The sequence below is a fragment of the Nigerium sp. genome (assembly GCF_039811905.1).
Lineage (GTDB): Bacteria > Actinomycetota > Actinomycetes > Propionibacteriales > Propionibacteriaceae > Propioniciclava.
The window spans coordinates 95236-110226 of sequence record NZ_JBDHZL010000003.1 but is presented as its reverse complement, the minus strand read 5'-3'; the positions used below and the strand labels follow the sequence as shown (position 1 = coordinate 110226).

At 71.5% G+C, this 14991-nt stretch carries 16 protein-coding genes and 1 riboswitch; of the genes, 7 read left to right on the top strand and 9 right to left on the bottom strand.

Annotated elements, in window-relative coordinates; translation table 11 throughout:
* Positions 1–19 precede the first annotated feature (19 nt).
* A riboswitch (TPP riboswitch) is annotated at positions 20–130 on the top strand.
* Together thiD and WMJ97_RS01815 are read left to right on the top strand one after the other, a co-directional pair.
* The gene (thiD, locus tag WMJ97_RS01820) at positions 120–962 is read left to right on the top strand and encodes a bifunctional hydroxymethylpyrimidine kinase/phosphomethylpyrimidine kinase (RefSeq protein ID WP_347347245.1); all 843 of its coding nucleotides are present in this window, start codon (positions 120–122) and stop codon (positions 960–962) included. It overlaps the preceding riboswitch by 11 nt.
* Positions 953–2320 (top strand): cytosine permease, encoded by a 1368-nt coding sequence (locus tag WMJ97_RS01815; RefSeq protein ID WP_347347244.1) that lies wholly within the window; start codon positions 953–955, stop codon positions 2318–2320. The genes thiD and WMJ97_RS01815 overlap by 10 nt, the downstream gene beginning before the upstream one ends.
* Positions 2321–2368: 48 nt before the next feature.
* Here the strand turns inward: WMJ97_RS01815 and WMJ97_RS01810 are convergent, their stop codons facing one another.
* Positions 2369–4072 carry a DUF2207 domain-containing protein gene (locus tag WMJ97_RS01810; protein ID WP_347347243.1) on the bottom strand — a complete coding sequence of 568 codons (1704 nt, stop codon included), beginning with the start codon at positions 4070–4072 and terminating at the stop codon, positions 2369–2371.
* Positions 4073–4103: 31 nt separating this feature from the next.
* On the opposite strand from WMJ97_RS01810, the gene WMJ97_RS01805 reads away from it, so the two are divergent.
* Positions 4104–5225 (top strand): neutral zinc metallopeptidase, encoded by a 1122-nt coding sequence (locus WMJ97_RS01805; protein WP_347347242.1) that lies wholly within the window; start codon positions 4104–4106, stop codon positions 5223–5225.
* A gap of 21 nt (positions 5226–5246) precedes the next feature.
* Here WMJ97_RS01805 and ispF read toward each other — a convergent pair whose 3' ends face one another.
* From ispF to WMJ97_RS01790, 3 genes are read right to left on the bottom strand one after another with little or no spacing between them, the layout of a single operon-like run.
* Positions 5247–5762, bottom strand: coding sequence for a 2-C-methyl-D-erythritol 2,4-cyclodiphosphate synthase (gene ispF / locus WMJ97_RS01800; RefSeq protein ID WP_347347241.1), 516 nt, complete (start codon positions 5760–5762; stop codon positions 5247–5249).
* The gene (gene ispD, locus WMJ97_RS01795; protein WP_347347240.1) at positions 5759–6472 is read right to left on the bottom strand and encodes a 2-C-methyl-D-erythritol 4-phosphate cytidylyltransferase; all 714 of its coding nucleotides are present in this window, start codon (positions 6470–6472) and stop codon (positions 5759–5761) included. The genes ispF and ispD overlap by 4 nt, the downstream gene beginning before the upstream one ends.
* A 9-nt stretch (positions 6473–6481) precedes the next feature.
* Positions 6482–6967 (bottom strand): CarD family transcriptional regulator, encoded by a 486-nt coding sequence (locus WMJ97_RS01790; RefSeq protein WP_347347239.1) that lies wholly within the window; start codon positions 6965–6967, stop codon positions 6482–6484.
* A 328-nt stretch (positions 6968–7295) separates the two neighbouring features.
* Between WMJ97_RS01790 and WMJ97_RS01785 the strand changes: the two genes are divergently transcribed.
* On the top strand, positions 7296–7850 hold the full coding sequence (locus WMJ97_RS01785; protein WP_347347238.1) for a hypothetical protein: 555 nt from the start codon (positions 7296–7298) through the stop codon (positions 7848–7850).
* A gap of 69 nt (positions 7851–7919) precedes the next feature.
* Here WMJ97_RS01785 and WMJ97_RS01780 read toward each other — a convergent pair whose 3' ends face one another.
* Genes WMJ97_RS01780 through WMJ97_RS01770 form a run of 3 tightly spaced genes read right to left on the bottom strand, consistent with a single transcriptional unit; the run spans position 7920 to position 10763 of the window.
* On the bottom strand, positions 7920–8876 hold the full coding sequence (locus WMJ97_RS01780) for a ribose-phosphate pyrophosphokinase (protein ID WP_347347237.1): 957 nt from the start codon (positions 8874–8876) through the stop codon (positions 7920–7922).
* A gap of 55 nt (positions 8877–8931) precedes the next feature.
* Positions 8932–9609 carry a response regulator transcription factor gene (locus WMJ97_RS01775; protein WP_347347236.1) on the bottom strand — a complete coding sequence of 226 codons (678 nt, stop codon included), beginning with the start codon at positions 9607–9609 and terminating at the stop codon, positions 8932–8934.
* Entirely contained in the window at positions 9606–10763 is a 1158-nt protein-coding gene (locus WMJ97_RS01770; RefSeq protein WP_347347235.1) for a HAMP domain-containing sensor histidine kinase, read from the bottom strand. The genes WMJ97_RS01775 and WMJ97_RS01770 overlap by 4 nt, the downstream gene beginning before the upstream one ends.
* A gap of 198 nt (positions 10764–10961) precedes the next feature.
* On the opposite strand from WMJ97_RS01770, the gene phoU reads away from it, so the two are divergent.
* Entirely contained in the window at positions 10962–11627 is a 666-nt protein-coding gene (gene phoU / locus WMJ97_RS01765) for a phosphate signaling complex protein PhoU (protein WP_347347234.1), read from the top strand.
* Positions 11628–11749: 122 nt separating this feature from the next.
* Positions 11750–12361 (top strand): helix-turn-helix transcriptional regulator, encoded by a 612-nt coding sequence (locus WMJ97_RS01760; protein WP_347347233.1) that lies wholly within the window; start codon positions 11750–11752, stop codon positions 12359–12361.
* 63 nt (positions 12362–12424) lie between these two features.
* On the opposite strand, the gene WMJ97_RS01755 is transcribed toward WMJ97_RS01760, so the two are convergent.
* Positions 12425–13177: a phosphoglyceromutase gene (locus WMJ97_RS01755; RefSeq protein ID WP_347347232.1), complete on the bottom strand. Its 753-nt coding sequence runs from the start codon at positions 13175–13177 to the stop codon at positions 12425–12427.
* Positions 13178–13242: 65 nt separating this feature from the next.
* Here WMJ97_RS01755 and WMJ97_RS01750 point away from each other — a divergent pair, with 65 nt between their 5' ends.
* Positions 13243–13980, top strand: a complete 738-nt coding sequence (locus WMJ97_RS01750) for an SDR family oxidoreductase (protein ID WP_347347231.1) — start codon at positions 13243–13245, stop codon at positions 13978–13980.
* On the opposite strand, the gene WMJ97_RS01745 is transcribed toward WMJ97_RS01750, so the two are convergent.
* On the bottom strand, positions 13977–14903 hold the full coding sequence (locus WMJ97_RS01745) for an HAD family hydrolase (RefSeq protein ID WP_347347230.1): 927 nt from the start codon (positions 14901–14903) through the stop codon (positions 13977–13979). The genes WMJ97_RS01750 and WMJ97_RS01745 overlap by 4 nt on opposite strands.
* Positions 14904–14991 lie beyond the last annotated feature (88 nt).

The window sequence follows — 14991 nt, the reverse complement described above, 5'->3', positions numbered from 1 at the left end:
GCTGGAGTAGGGTCGGGCCAGACCGACTCACGGGAGTCCACCGAACTGTGGGCTGAGAGGGCGCCGAGCGGGCGTCGACCGTCGAACCTGTCCGGATCATGCCGGCGAAGGGAGACATCATGGTTCCGACCCGTTCCACCGCTCTGGGCGGCCCTCCCCCGGTCGCGCTGACCATCGCGACCAGCGATTCGTCCGGGGGGGCCGGCATCCAGGCCGACCTCAAGACGTTCTCGGCCCTGGGCGCCTACGGCATGAGCGTCATCGTGGCGCTGACGGCCCAGAACACCACCGGGGTGTCGGGGGTGCTGCCGATCCCGCCCGACTTCGTGCTGGCGCAGTTGGACGCCGTGAACGCGGACGTCCGGATCGACGCGGTGAAAGTAGGCATGCTCGCCACGGCCGACCTCGCGGACGCCGTGGCCCGCGGCCTCGACACTCTGCGCGAGCGGCGTCCGGGGCTGCCGATCGTCGTCGACCCGGTGATGGTCGCGACGTCCGGGGCGCGCCTGCTGGACGAGGACGCGATCGAGTCGCTCAAGGGCGTCCTCGGGCGGGCGTCGCTCGTGACGCCGAACCTGCCGGAGGCGGCCGCGCTGCTCGACGAGCCCGTCGCGCCGGACGCCGACGCGGCGGCCGACCAGGCCGTCCGGATCAGGGCGCTCGGCTGCGAGCGCGTCCTCGTGAAGGGCGGGCACGGGGCGTCGTACGAGGCGAACGACGTCTTCGTGGACGCCGACGGCTCGGTCGCCTGGCTGCACGCCGAGCGGGTCGACACGACGAACACCCACGGGACCGGCTGCTCGCTCAGCTCGGCGATCGCGGCCCTGCGGCCGCGGCGTCCGGACTGGATCACGGCGGTCCGCGACGCGAAGGACTGGCTGACCGCCGCCCTCGCCGAGGCGGACCGCCTCGACATCGGCGCCGGCGCCGGACCGGTGCACCACTTCCACGGGTGGTGGTGACGGTGCCGGAGGCGAGCTCGCGGGCTGGCGCGCGTCCGGAGGCGCCCCTCACCCTGACGACCGAACCGCCGCGCACCGAGGGCCCGTGGGCCCAGCTCGGCCTGTGGGGCAGCTTCGGCGTCACGCTGTTCGGGCCGCTCACCGGCGCGCTGGTGGCGGCGTCCGTCGGGACGGTCGCGGAGGGCCTGCTGGCCTGCGCGGTCGGCGCGGCGATCGGGGCGGTGCTGCTCGGCGGGTGCGCCGGGATCGGCGCGCGGCTCGGGGCGCCGGCGATGGTGACCCTGCGGGGGCTGCTGGGCTACCGGGCGTCGATCGTGCCGACGCTGCTGAACCTCGCGCAGAACATCGGCTGGGCGACGATGGAGATCATCGTGATCTCGTCGGCGGCGGCCGGCGTCCTGGGGACTCAGTGGCGATGGCCGTTCGTGATCGTCGCCGGCGCCGCCTGCACGCTGATGGCGATCAGGCCGCTCGGAAGCGTCCGGCTGCTGCGGACCGTGATGCTCTGGCTCGTGCTCGCCTGCTCGGCCTACCTGCTCGTGACCGTCCTGGCGCAGCCGGCGCACCCGCTGGACCAGTCGGGCGTGATCGGCTTCTGGCCCGCGGTCGACCTGGCGGCCGCCCAGGTCATCTCGTTCTGCCCGCTGGCCGCCGACTACTCGCGCCATGCGACGTCGGCGCGCGGGGCGTTCGGCGGCGCGTCCGTGGGGTATGGCGTCGCGATCTTCGTCTATTACGCGCTCGGCGTCCTGGCGCTCGGGCACCTGGCCGGCGACCTGTCCGGGACGCACCTGATCGGCGCGCTCATGGCCCTGCCCGCCGGGGCCGTCGCGATCACGCTGCTGCTCGCCGACGAGCTCGACCAGGCGTTCGCGAACGTGTACTCGACGACGGTCTCCCTGCATAACCTGGCCCCGATGCTGGACCGGCGCGTCGTGTCGGTCGCGGTGGGCGTCCTGGCGACGGTGCTGGCCGGCGTGCTGGACTTCAGCGGCTACGAGGGGTTCCTGTACCTGATCGGGTCGGCGTTCGTCCCGCTGGCGGTGGTCTCGGTCGTGGACTTCTTCGCGGTGTCGCGCGGCCGCTGGAACCTCGGTTCGGACGCCCCCTTCCGCTGGGCGCCCGCGCTCGCCTGGGCGCTGGGCTTCCTGGCGTACCAGCTCATCTACCCGGGCAGCGTGCCCGGCTGGTCGGACGCCTGGGCGGCGGCCGCGGCGTCCGTGGGGTTCGTGGCGCCTGCTTGGCTCGGGTCCACCCTCGGCAGCATGCTCGTCGCCGGGCTGGCGGCGTGGGTGCTGGGAATGCTGGGGCGGGCGTCCGGGGGGCGGGGTGCGCGCACGGCGTCCGGGGGTGTGTGACAAAGTCCCCCAAATAGGGTGGAGAACGTCAGGTAGAAACGCGCACGCTCAGCGCTTCAGCAGGCCGCCCTCGGTGGTCTGAACGAAGTTGCGCAGCGAATCGGGCAGATCGGCGAGCTGCCAGTCGTCGGGTCCGTGGTACCAGTCGAGGTCGGTCGGGTCGGGGACGCCGTCGGTGTCCGTCGCCGCCAGCCCGTCGAGCCAGCGGTCCACGCCGCCCAGCACCACCGCGTACGGCAGCACCTCGGAGAGCTCCTGGTACTCGCGGCCCCGCGGCATCTGGTCGGTCGGCTGGGTCAGCAGCTGGCCCCGCAGGACGCCGAGCCCCTGCAGCACGGACGCCCCCTTGATCGTCCGCGCGGGCATGGCCTGCCCGACGAACCCGACGCCCACCGCCAGCGCCACGAGCACGAGCCCCAGCAGCCCGAACTCGGTGAACGCGATCAGCAGCCCGGCCGCCACCACGGCCACCGCGATCGCGAGCCAGCCGAGCCGCACCCACTTGGTGCGCGTCGAGTCCGGACGCACCGCGAACCACCCGTGCCGCACGACGTCGGCGTAGAGCTCGTCCTGGACCTCCCCGGACGCCTCCGCGAGCGCCGGCAGCGCCTGCGAGAGCACCACGGGCCGGGCCCCGTCACCGCCGTCCGCGCCCAGCGCGTCCAGCAGGCGTGCCTCGTACGAACGCAGCGCGTCCCGTCCGTCGCGCCTCGTCAGCGTCCACTCGGTGGGCTTGAACGCCCCGGCGCGCGGCAGCTCGGTGATGAGCAGGTGCCCGCGGACGGCCAGATCCAGCACCGTCGCGGTCACGTCGACCGGGTCGACGCGCTCGTCGACCAGCGTGCCCACCTGGCCGGGCCGGATGTCGGCGTCCATCGCGAACTCGCTCTGCCCCTCGCCCACCGGACGGAAGCCCCCCACCATCGTCGGGGACGCCGCGACGGGCCCGCCGTCGCGGCCGAAGGTGCGGTGCAGCAGGGCGAACGCCGCGAGCCCGAGCAGCCCGACGCCGAGGGCGACGCCCAGCGGCAGCGGCCCGGCCGAGAACGCGTGGTCGAGCGTCCACACGCGTGAGACCTGCGCGTTCGGCGCGACGACGCGGTCGCTGAACCGCAGGACGACCTGCACGACCTCCCCGACGCCGCGGGGCCCGTCGTGGAACACCGGATCCTGCTGCCCGTGGACGCCGCCGGAGAAGTCCGCGCACACGCCCGGCGCGGCCGGCGACCCGGCCCGGCAGTCGATCATGGTGAACAGGCCGGGCACCTTCACGGTCGCGTCGAACGTGCGGACCGGCAGGTTCAGCCCCTGCAACAGCCGCCAGGCCACCGTGGTCGTGCCGTCGCCGTTGTCGATCGCGGCGCCGCGCACCGTGTAGCTGAGCCCGACCGGCTCGTCGCCGCTGAGCGGGACGGTCACCACCTGGTAGTCGCCGTCGGTCGTCACCTGCGCCTGCGCCGGACGCCCGCCGACCGTCGCGCGCACGTCCCCGATCGTGAACTGGTACCGCAGGTCGCGGGCCGTCGTGACCGACGTCGCGAACCGCTGCCGCAGCTCGGCGCCGGCCCGGTCGGGCGTGATCGTCGCGTTCACGGTCAGGACGCCGTCGGCCGCGATATCGGCCTGAACCACGTACGACGCCACCTCGTCGGAGGCATGCGCGAGCGGGGCGGTCAGCCCCACCATGGCGGCGAGCGCGAGCAACGCCATCGCCGCGAGGCGGCCGAGGGCTCTCCTGGCTACGGGTGTCACGCGGTGAACCTATCGCACTAAGGTGGTCCGCGTGAGCCAGCAACCGTGGGGAAATGCGCCGGCACGGCGCACCGGCTGGCCCCAGGCGTCCCCCAGCGGGCCATGGGGCGCACCGTCCGGTCAACGCTGGAGCCAGCCGCCGGCGGCCTGGCCGCCGGCGCCGCCGCAGGGGGGTTTCCCGAACCGGCGCCCGCCGCGCCGCCGCGGCTTCTTCGGCACGCTCGTCCGGCTCGCCCTGTTCGTCGTCGCGCTCATGGTCGTGCTCTCGGTGCTGCGCGGGTTCGTCTCCGCGGCCGGGGAGCAGTCCGGGCAGCAGCCCGACACCCCCGGCCAGCCGGCCGAGGGGGGCTACATCAACGAGGGCTACCAGCCGCCGCCTCCCGACATGAACCCGCCCGAGCTGCCCGCACCGTCGACGGTCGGCGAGGCCCGCAACCTGCTCACGGCCAACCCGGTCTACGACCAGTCGGTGCCCGTGCCGACGAACTGCCAGATGGCGCGCATCGACCCGCGCACGGCGTCCCGCTCGCAGCTGCAGACCCACCTCAACGACCTCATGGGTTGCCTCATGACCGTGTGGGAGCCGCCGGTCACGTCCGCCGGCTTCCAGTTGCCGCGTCCGCCGGTTTACGTCTACGACCAGCCCATCCGGACGGCGTGCGGCGTCATGAAAGAGGTCAACGCCGCCTACTGCGCGGGCGACCAGCGCGTCTATTACGCGCAGCCGCTGCTGCGCGCCTTCCCGACGTCGGTGCAGCAGACGCCGTACGCGGCCGAGACGATCATCGCCCACGAGTTCGGGCACGCCGTCCAGGCGCGCACCGGCATCCTGATCTCCGACAAGGCGCTGGAGCAGCGGGCGTCGGCGAGCGAGGCGCGCCAGATGTCGCGCCGCGCGGAGACGCAGGCCGACTGCCTGAGCGCGCAATACGTCCGGTCGGTCGCGCAGTCGCAGAACCTGGGCGAGGCCAACCTCGAGCAGCTTCGCCAACTCGCCTACAACATCGGCGATGACGTGCTCAGCGGCAACCCCGGCATCGACGAGGGCCACGGCCTGGGCCGCTCGCGGCAGGGCTGGTTCACCACCGGCCTGGGCAGCAGCCAGGTGGGCGTCTGCAACACGTGGGTCGCCCCGGCGTCCTCCGTGCGCTGAGAGCGCGGCCGGCGGCCACGCTCACCCGCGGACGCCGCCCGCAGGCCGCTCCTCGCCCGCCTCCTGCGGCCCGATCACCAGCGCCGTCGCGATGGCGGCCACACCCTCACCCCGGCCGGTGAGGCCGAGCCCGTCGGTCGTGGTCGCCGACACCGAGACCGGTGCCCCCAGCGCCTCCGTCAGGACGCCTTCGGCCTCGGCACGCCGCGCCGCCATCCGCGGCCGGTTGCCGATCACCTGGACGCCCACGTTGCCGATCTCGAACCCGGCCGCCCGGACGCGCCGGGCGCATTCCCGGACGAACGCCACGCCGCTGGCGCCCGCCCAGGCGGGGTCGCTCGTGCCGAAGTTGGAGCCCATATCACCCAGCCCGGACGCCGAGAACAGCGCGTCGCAGGCCGCGTGCGCGGCCACGTCGCCGTCCGAATGGCCGGCCAGGCCCTGCGGCTCGTCGGGAAAATGCAGCCCGGCCACCCGCATCGGGACGCCGTCGGCCAGCCGGTGGACGTCGGTGCCCACCCCGACCCGGACGCTCACGCCTCGACGCCGGACACGAGCGCCTCGGCGACGACGAGGTCGAGCGGGGTCGTGATCTTCAGCGCGGAGACGTCGCCCTCCACGAGCGTGGCGACCTCGCCGGCGAACTCGCAGGCGGCGATGTCGTCGGTGACGTCGAGTTGATGATCGGCGACGAGCCGGTGCGCCTCGATGAGGGTCTCGCGGTCGAAGCCCTGCGGCGTCTGCACGGCCCGCAGCAACGACCGGTCGATGGCGGCAGAGCCGACCTCGTTGAGCTGCCGGATCGTGTCCACGACCGGGACGACCGGCGTGACGGCCACCGCCCCGGCGGCCACCGCGTCCACCACCCGGGCGACCACCTCGACGGGCACAAGCGCCCGCGCGGCGTCGTGCACGAGGACGATCTGCGCGTGCTCCAGCCCCTCGACCTCCGCGAGCGCGACCAGCCCGTTCAGCACCGAATCCTGCCGGCGGTGGCCGCCTTCGACGAACGTCACCGGGACGGGCGCGTCGGCCAGGGCCGCCCTGAACGCCTCTTCAGTGCGGGGCGCGATGACGACGATCGCGTGGGTGCAGCCGCCGGCGGCCAACTGACGGACCGAGCGGGTGACCAGCGGGACGCCCGCGACGGTGCGGAGCGCTTTCGGCGTCTCGCCCCCGAGGCGAACGCCGGAACCGGCCGCCACCACCATGGCGACGACCGGTTCGGATGAGTTGTTGTCAGGCATCAGGCCAGACTAGGACGCGAGGACCTCATCGAGCATGACTTCCGCACGACCCTCCTCCACCTTTTCGGCGAGGGCGATCTCGGAGACCAGGATCTGCCGGGCCTTCGCCAGCATGCGCTTCTCGCCGGCCGACAGGCCACGCTCACGCTCGCGGCGCCACAGATCGCGCACGACCTCGGCGACCTTCAGCACGTTGCCGGAGTGCAGCTTCTCGAGGTTGGCCTTGTAGCGGCGGGACCAGTTCGTGGGCTCTTCGGTATGGGGCGCACGCAGGACGTTGAAAACACGCTCGAGGCCGTCGGCGTCGACGACATCACGGACGCCCACCAGGTCGAGGTTGCACGCGGGAACACGGACCACCAGGTCGTTCTGCCCGACGATTCTCAACACGAGGTAGAGGCGTTCCTCCCCTTTGATGGTGCGGGTTTCGATGTCTTCGATGACGGCCGCCCCATGATTGGGGTAGACAACGGTTTCGCCGACAGTAAAAGTCATATGTGTGACCCCTTCCCTGCCATCCAGGGTATCACGGGCTTTCCCCTGAAGGAAACCTGAATCCACTAGCCAGAGGCACATTGGGGTCTTGACAAGGGGCGAAACGTCTGATCGGGGCGGGTCGCGGGCACGATCGCGCCCGATTGAAGACTACGCCTGGGGTGGGAAAACAACACTTGACTTGGCAACTTGCCAACCTCCGGACGCCTGACGGCCCAACCTCTGCCGCGGACGCCCCGCGTTCGTTATCCTGACGCCAGCCTCGTGTTCCGCCCAGTCAGGAGCCCCCATGCCCCGTTCCTCCCGCCCCACGCGCAGCTTCCGTGCGATGTCAGCCGCGCTGCTCGCCCTGGTCGCCCTCACGCTGGGCGGCTGCGGCATGAACGCGCAGACGCTGCAGTCGTACACCCCGGCGAACGGCGTGAACATCGACGACGACTTCCTCAAGGTGCGCAACCTGCTCATCATCGCGGACGCCTCGGGCCAGGGCCGGCTGTCGGCGTCCCTGGTATCGCAGCAGACGAACGACCGCCTCACCGGCGTCGCCGGCACCGCGCTGAAGGACGACGGCACGCGCGCGGGCGCGCTCACCGTCGGCGCCGTGAACGTCGACCTGCCCGCCGGCCGCATGGTCGTGCTGACGGGCCCCGGCGTCGCCCCCATCGCCGTGTCGGGCGGCGACCTCAAGCCCGGGCTCACCGCCGAGTTGTCGCTGACGTTCGCCAACGGGTCGTCGCGAACGATCCAGGTGCCGGTGGCGGACGCCGCCGATCCGATCTTCTCGTCTGTCACGCCGCTGCCGACCGGCTCGCCGACGCCGGCGTCCTCCCCGACGGGGACCGCCTCGCCGACCGCGTCCCCGAGCCCCACGACGACGCCGTAGCGGGCGTCCGAACGCCACGAAACGCCGCGGGTGACCCGCGGCGTTTCGTCGTGTCGGGGGCCTGAGGCCCTACTCGCCGTAGGTGTCGATGTCGGAGAACAGGACGCTGACCGACTCGCCGTCGTGGATGCGGCGGATCGCCTCGCCGAACAGCGGGGCGACCGACAAGACGGTCAGGTGGTCGATCGGCTTGTCCTGGGGGACGGTGTTGGTCGTCACGACCTCCTGGACGCAGTCGAGGGCGTTCAGGCGCTCCACCGCTTGGCCCGTGAACAGCCCGTGGGTGCAGGCGACCGACAGGGACTTCACCTCGAGGTCGCGCAGCTTCTCGATGAGGGTGACGATCGACCCGGCGGTCGCGATCTCGTCGTCGAGCAGGATCGCGTCCTTGCCGGCGACGTCGCCGACGACCGTGTCGATCACGACCTTGTCGTCCGCCTGGCGACGCTTGGAGCCGGCGGCCACCCCCACCCCGAGCATGCGCGCGAAGTTGTTGGCCTGCTTCGCGTTGCCGAAGTCGGGCGACACGACGACCGCGTTCGACAGGTCGAGGCTCTTGAAGTGCGAGGCGATCACGGGGAGGGCCGTGAGGTGATCGACCGGCACCGAGAAGAACCCGTGCACCTGTTCGGCGTGCAGCGCCATCGTCACGACCCGCGTCGCCCCGGCGGCCGACAGGAGGTCGGCCACGAGGCGTCCGCCCAGGGAGATGCGGGGCGCGTCCTTCTTGTCCGACCGCGCGTAGGCGTAGTGCGGCATCACGACGTTGACGTGCGCGGCCGACGCGCCGCGGGCGGCGTCCACCATCATCAGGAGTTCCATGAGGTTCTCCTGCGTGGGCGGGACGAGCGGCTGGACGATGTAGACGTCCTTCTGCCGGCAGTTCGCGCGCAACTGCACCTGCATGCAGTCGTTGCTGAACCGGGTGAGGCGGGAGGGGCTGAGCTCGACCCCGAGGATGTCGCACAACTCGTGGGCGAAAGACCGGTGTGCGTGCCCCGAGAACACAACGATGTTGTCCGTCACGGGGTTGGAGTCTAACGGTCGGCCCGGGGCGGACCGGGGCAGTCCACGAACCCCGTCAGGCGTCGAACTTGTACCCGAGCCCGCGGACGGTGACGAGCGCCACCGGGTTCGCCGGGTCAGGCTCGATCTTGGCGCGCAGGCGCTTGACGTGGACGTCGAGGGTCTTGGTGTCCCCCACGTAGTCGGCGCCCCAGATGCGGTCGATCAGCTGGCCGCGCGTCATGACGCGCCCCGAGTTGCGCAGCAACATCTCGAGCAGTTCGAACTCCTTCAGGGCGAGACGCACCGGCTCGCCGTCGACCCAGACCTCGTGCCGCTCGACGTCCATCCGGACGCGGCCCGCCTCGATCACGTCCGGCATCAGGTCGCTGTCGCTGCCACGCCGCAGGACCGCCCGGATGCGGGCGGCCAACTCGCGGTGGCTGAACGGCTTCGTCACGTAGTCGTCGGCCCCGAGCTCTAGCCCCACGACCTTGTCGATCTCGGAGTCGCGGGCCGTCACCATGATGATCGGCACCGAGCTGCGCTGGCGGAGGCGGCGGCAGACCTCGGTGCCGGACAGGCCGGGCATCATCACGTCCAGCAGCACGATGTCGGCGCCGTGGCGCTCGAACTCGGCCAGGCCCGCCTCGCCGTCGGACGCGGCCACCACCTCGAATCCTTCCTTCGTGAGCATGTAGCTGAGGGCGTCACGGTACGACTCCTCATCCTCGATGATCAGGACGACGGTCATTGATCTTCCTCCGGTTCGGTGTCGGGCGCGGCCACGGACGGCAGCCTGAGCGTGAAGGTGGAGCCGCTGCCGAGCCTGCTCCACACGGTGACGGTGCCGCCGTGCCCCTCGGCGACCTCGCTGACGATCGACAGCCCGAGCCCCGTTCCGCCCGTCTCGCGGCTGCGCGCGTAGTCGGCCCGGTAGAAGCGCTCGAAGATGCGCGCCTGGTCCTCGGGCGCGATGCCGATGCCGTTGTCGGAGACGGCGACGTCGACGTGCTCGACCCCGTCGACCATCGACGTCCGGGTGCTCACGACGACGCGCCCGCGGGCGTCCGAGTAGGCGATCCCGTTCGTGACGAGATTCGACACCGCGGTGACGAGTTGCCCGGGGTCACCGAGCACCCACAGCCCCTCCTGGAGGCTGGAGGTGAGGCTGACGTCGCGGGCGTCCGCCAGCTGACGGCAGCGGTCGAGCGCGAGCGAGACGAACTGGTTGACCTCGACCGGCTCGGCGGCGGCCAGCGGGCTTTCGCCCTGCAGCTTCGACAGCGTGATGATCTGGCTGATGAGGTCGGTAAGGCGCTGACTCTCGGCCATGATCTTGCCGGTGAACCGGCCGACGGCCTCGGGGTCGTCCGCCGCCTCCCGGGCCGCCTCGGCCAGCAGCGAGATGGCCCCGACCGGCGTCTTCAGCTCGTGCGTGGCGTTCGACATGAAGTTGCGGCTCGACTCGCGCATGCGCAGGGCCTGGGCCCGGTCGTCGGCGACGACGAACACGCGGCCGAGCGACAGGGGCAGCACGCGCACGGACAGTTGCGCGCCCGTGGCGGTGCGACCGCGCCCCTTTTTGAGGTCGAGGTTCACCGACGCCATCTCCCCGTCGCGGCGCACGTCGCGCACCAGATCCAGCAGCGCCGGGATCACGACACGGGTGCCTCGGACGACCCCCATCTTCTCCGCGGTCTCGTTGGCGCACACGATGTCGTCGTGGGGGCCGAGCAGCGTGGCCCCGGCGCGCACCGCGTCCAGGATCGAGACGAGGTCGGCCACCGGAAAATCAGGGACCTCCGGGGGCGGCGGGGTGCGGCGTCTCCGCACGAGGGTGAGGACCAGCAGGGCGACGAGGGCCCCCACGACGGCGCCCAAACCGGATGCGATCACGGGGCTCACAAGAGCGATCATAGGGGCGTTCCGGACGCCGGCAGCACGCGGGCGGGCGCTGACAGTGGAGCCACCCCGAGCGTTCACGTAACGTTCACCGCACGGGCGGGATGGGGGTTCGCCGCGACCGTCCGGTGACGGATAATGTCGAGCGGTCGCCGGCAGCCCCCTGTCGGCGGCGGCTGACCCCGACTCGAAGGAATCCTTATGCGCGCTAGCTACCACGAGGCGTTGACCTCGGTCAGCAACGATCTGGTCGACATGACCGAACGCGTCCGGTCGGCGGTGGGCCTGGCGACCAAAGCCCTCCTGGACGCCGACCTGCCGGCCGCCGAGCAGGTCATCTCCGACGACTCGCACCTCGACTCGCTCCACGACGACCTGGAGACCCGCTGCTTCGGCCTGCTGGCCCGCCAGTCGCCCGTCGCCGGCGAGCTGCGCACGCTCGTCGCCGCGCTGCGCATGGTCGCCGACCTCGCCCGCATGGGCGACCTCGCCGCCCACATCGCCAAGATCGCCCGCATGCGGTACCCGAACGTCGCGGTGCCGGACTCGATGACCCCCAACTTCCAGCGCATGTCGCAGCTCGCCGAAGAGATGGTCGCCACCGCCGGCCGCACCCTCCGCGACCAGAACGTGCTCGACGCCGAGAAGATGGCCGAGCACGACGAGGAGATCGACGAACTGCGCACCATGCAGTTCCGCGAACTGCTGAACGACACGTGGCCCCACGGCGTCGAGGCGGCCGTCGACTGCGCGCTGCTGGGCCGCTACTACGAGCGCATCGCCGACCACGCGGTGCTGCTGGGCTCCCGCGTCATCTACATCGTGACCGGCCTCCACCCCGAGGGCGAGAACTGGACCATCGCATAACCCCTGGCCAGAGCCGAGGCAACGCAGAGTAGCGCCGAGGCAACCCGCGGCGTCCCCTCACCGAGGTGGACGCCGCGTTCGTTCGCCGTACGTTGCTCGTACCGCCTCACGAAAGGTTCACCGTGGAAACCACCGCCGCCCGCATCCGCTCCGCCCGCCAGCGCGCCGGGCTCTCCCAGTCCCAGCTCGCCGACAGGCTTTCGGTGAGCCGCCAGGCAGTCACCAAATGGGAGAACGGCGGGGGCCTGCCCGACGTCGAGAACCTCAAGGCCATGGCGCGCCTGTTCGACGTGAGCGTCGACTACCTGCTCGTCGACACCTCGCCGGACTCCCCCACGGCCACGACCCTGCGCCAGCCCATCGACCTCGCCTCATACGCGCCGCACCGGATCCGCGGCAAGCTCGTCGGGTCGCGCGCGCACGCCGCCGTGCTCGACGCCTACCCGGACGCGAGCGAGGTCTGGGCCCTCAGCCGCGTCCTGGAGACGACGCGGAAGCAAAACGTGGTCGAGTGGCTCAGCGCCCTCGCGATCGACACCCCGTTCGGCCTCTTCGGGACCACGGACGCCGTCAACAACCACGACGCGTACTACCTGGTCATCAAGCCGCACCAGCAGGTGCTCGTCCGGGTCGGGAAGCACGAGCTGGAGAGCCGCGAACTGAACGAGACGATCACCGCGGCGTCCTTCACCCTGGGCCACGACCGGTTCCGCCGGACCACGCAGGTGCGTTGAGCCGACAAGCGAGCGCCCGCGGCGTCCAAGATCGGACGCCGCGGGCGCGTGCTGGGCCGGTGGCTACTTCTTCTTGCCCTGGTTCTTCACGGCCTCGATGGACGCCTTCGCGGCCTCCGGATCGAGGTAGCGGCCACCCTTGGTGACGGGCTGGAAGTCGTCGTCGAGCTCGTAGTACAGCGGGATGCCGGTCGGGATGTTCAGGCCCGCGATGTCGTCGTCGCTGATGCCGTCGAGGTGCTTCACCAGCGCGCGCAGCGAGTTGCCGTGCGCGGTCACCAGCACGGTCTTGCCCTCGGCCAGGTCGGGCTTGATGTCGCTCTCCCAGTACGGAAGCATGCGCGCGACGACGTCCTTCAGGCACTCGGTCTGCGGGCGCTCGCCCTCGGGGATGTCGGCGTAGCGCGGGTCGTTGAACTGGCTGTACTCCCCATCCTTCTCCAGCACGGGCGGCGGGGTGTCGTAGCTGCGACGCCAGAGCATGAACTGCTCCTGCCCGTACTTCTCGAGGGTGTCGGCCTTGTTCAGGCCCTGCAACCCGCCGTAATGCCGCTCGTTGAGGCGCCAACTGCGCTCCACCGGAATCCAGTGCCGATCGCAGTTGTCCAGCGCCAGGTAGGCCGTGTGGATGGCCCGGCGCAGCAGCGACGTGTGCAGCTTGTCGGGCAGCAGACCCTCCGACTTGAGCAGTTCGCCGCCCTTCTTGGCCTCGGCGACGCCCTTCTCGTTGATGTCGACGTCCACCCAGCCGGTGAACAAGTTCTTCTGGTTCCACTCACTCTCGCCGTGGCGGAGCAGGATCAGCTTGTACGTCATGCGCCGAGCCTATCGGCACCGCCCCGGCAGCGGCAGTGCGAATTCGAACCTGCAAGAATCGAGTCATGACTGAGCTTGTGGCAGTGGTAACGGGAGCGAGCAGCGGCATCGGGGCGGCGTCCGCGCGCCGGTTGGCGTCCGAGGGGTATCGCGTGATCGCCGCCGCGCGGCGCCTCGATCGCCTTCAGGAGCTGACGGAGGAGATCGGCGGCGAGGCGGTCGAATGCGACGTCACCGACGACGCGAGCGTGGCCGCCCTGGCCGGCCGCGTCGGCGGGCGGCTCGATCTGCTGGTGAACAACGCGGGCGGCGCCGTCGGGCAGGAGCCGTTCGAGGACGCCGACCTGGACGCCTGGCGCACGATGTACGAGACCAACGTGCTCGGCACGGGGCGGGTCACGAAGGCCCTCCTGCCGGCGCTGGAGGCCGCGGAGGGCACCGTCGTGTTCGTGACGTCGACGGCGGCCGAGGCCGCCTACGAGGGCGGGGCCGGTTACAACGCGGCGAAGTCCGGCGAGCGGATGCTCGCGGGCGCGCTGCGGCTCGAGCTGTGCGGGCGGCCGGTGCGGGTGTGCGAGATCTCGCCGGGCATGGTGAAGACCGAGGAGTTCTCGCTGGTGCGCTTCGGCGGGGATCAGGCGGCCGCGGACGCCGTGTACGAGGGCGTCCCGGAGCCGCTGGTCGCCGACGACATCGCGGACGCCATCGCGTGGATCGCCACGCGGCCGGCGCACGTGAACATCGACCGGCTGGTGATTCGTCCGCGGGCGCAGGCGGCGAACCACAAGGTGTTTCGGGGCTAAGACTCTCGTTCGGACGCCCGGCGGACGCTAGAGGCGTCCGGCCCATCGCCCGTCGGGAGGTCCCCCGCCGGGAGGCCGCCCCGGCCCGCCAGGAGGGCGTCGGCGAAGCGAGCCGCGCCGTCATCGAGGTGGTGGCCAATCTCGATCGCGGCCACGGCCTTGGCCTCGGGGCGTCCGTTCGCCATGGCAGCGCCCAGCCCGATCCGGCCGAGCCAGCTCGCGTCGTTCCCGCCGTCGCCCGCCCCCGCGACGTCGGCGGGATCGATGCCGAGGCGTCCGAGGATGAGCTGCAAGGCGTCCCACTTGTCGGCCTCGGGGGAGCACGCCTCCGTCCAGTCGTCGAGGGTGCGTTCGGCCTGCGGCACGCGGGCCAGCAGGCCTGGCATCAACTCGTCGAGGCGGGCGCGCGGGGCGGTGATCATCCCCTTGAGCACGTCGCCCCGCTCGACGAACTCGAGGTCGACGACCTGCGGGGCGATGTCGTTGGTCTCCCTCATGAACTCCCACGGCGTCGGGTCGCCCTCGCCCACCCGATCCATGTACATCGCGTCCTCGGTGAACAGGACGCACGGGACGTCGTTCGCCTCGGCGAACTCGATCAGCGCGATCGTGTCGGCATCCGGCAGCGCCTCGCGACGCACCAGGTCGCCGGTGCTCAGGTCGACCACGATCGCGCCGTTGCACGCCGCGAGGTAGCCTTCGACGCCCGCCTCCTGCAGGGTGCGGGCTGCGGCATGCAGCATGCGCCCGGTGACGACGAGCACGACGAGACCGGCCTCGTTCAGCCGCCGGAGGGCCGTGATGTTGCCGGGGGTGACCGCGTTGTCGGCGCCCGTCAGCGTGCCGTCGACGTCGAACACGACGGCGCGGGCCCGCGGGGCGAACTCGGCGATCAGGGCTTGGGCGTCTGCTCCGGTCTTCACGGGCAACAACCTACCCGGACGCCCACCCACCCCCGAGGCCCTGCACGAAGCGCCCCTCCACGCGCAAGAAGGCTCAGGACGCCGCCCC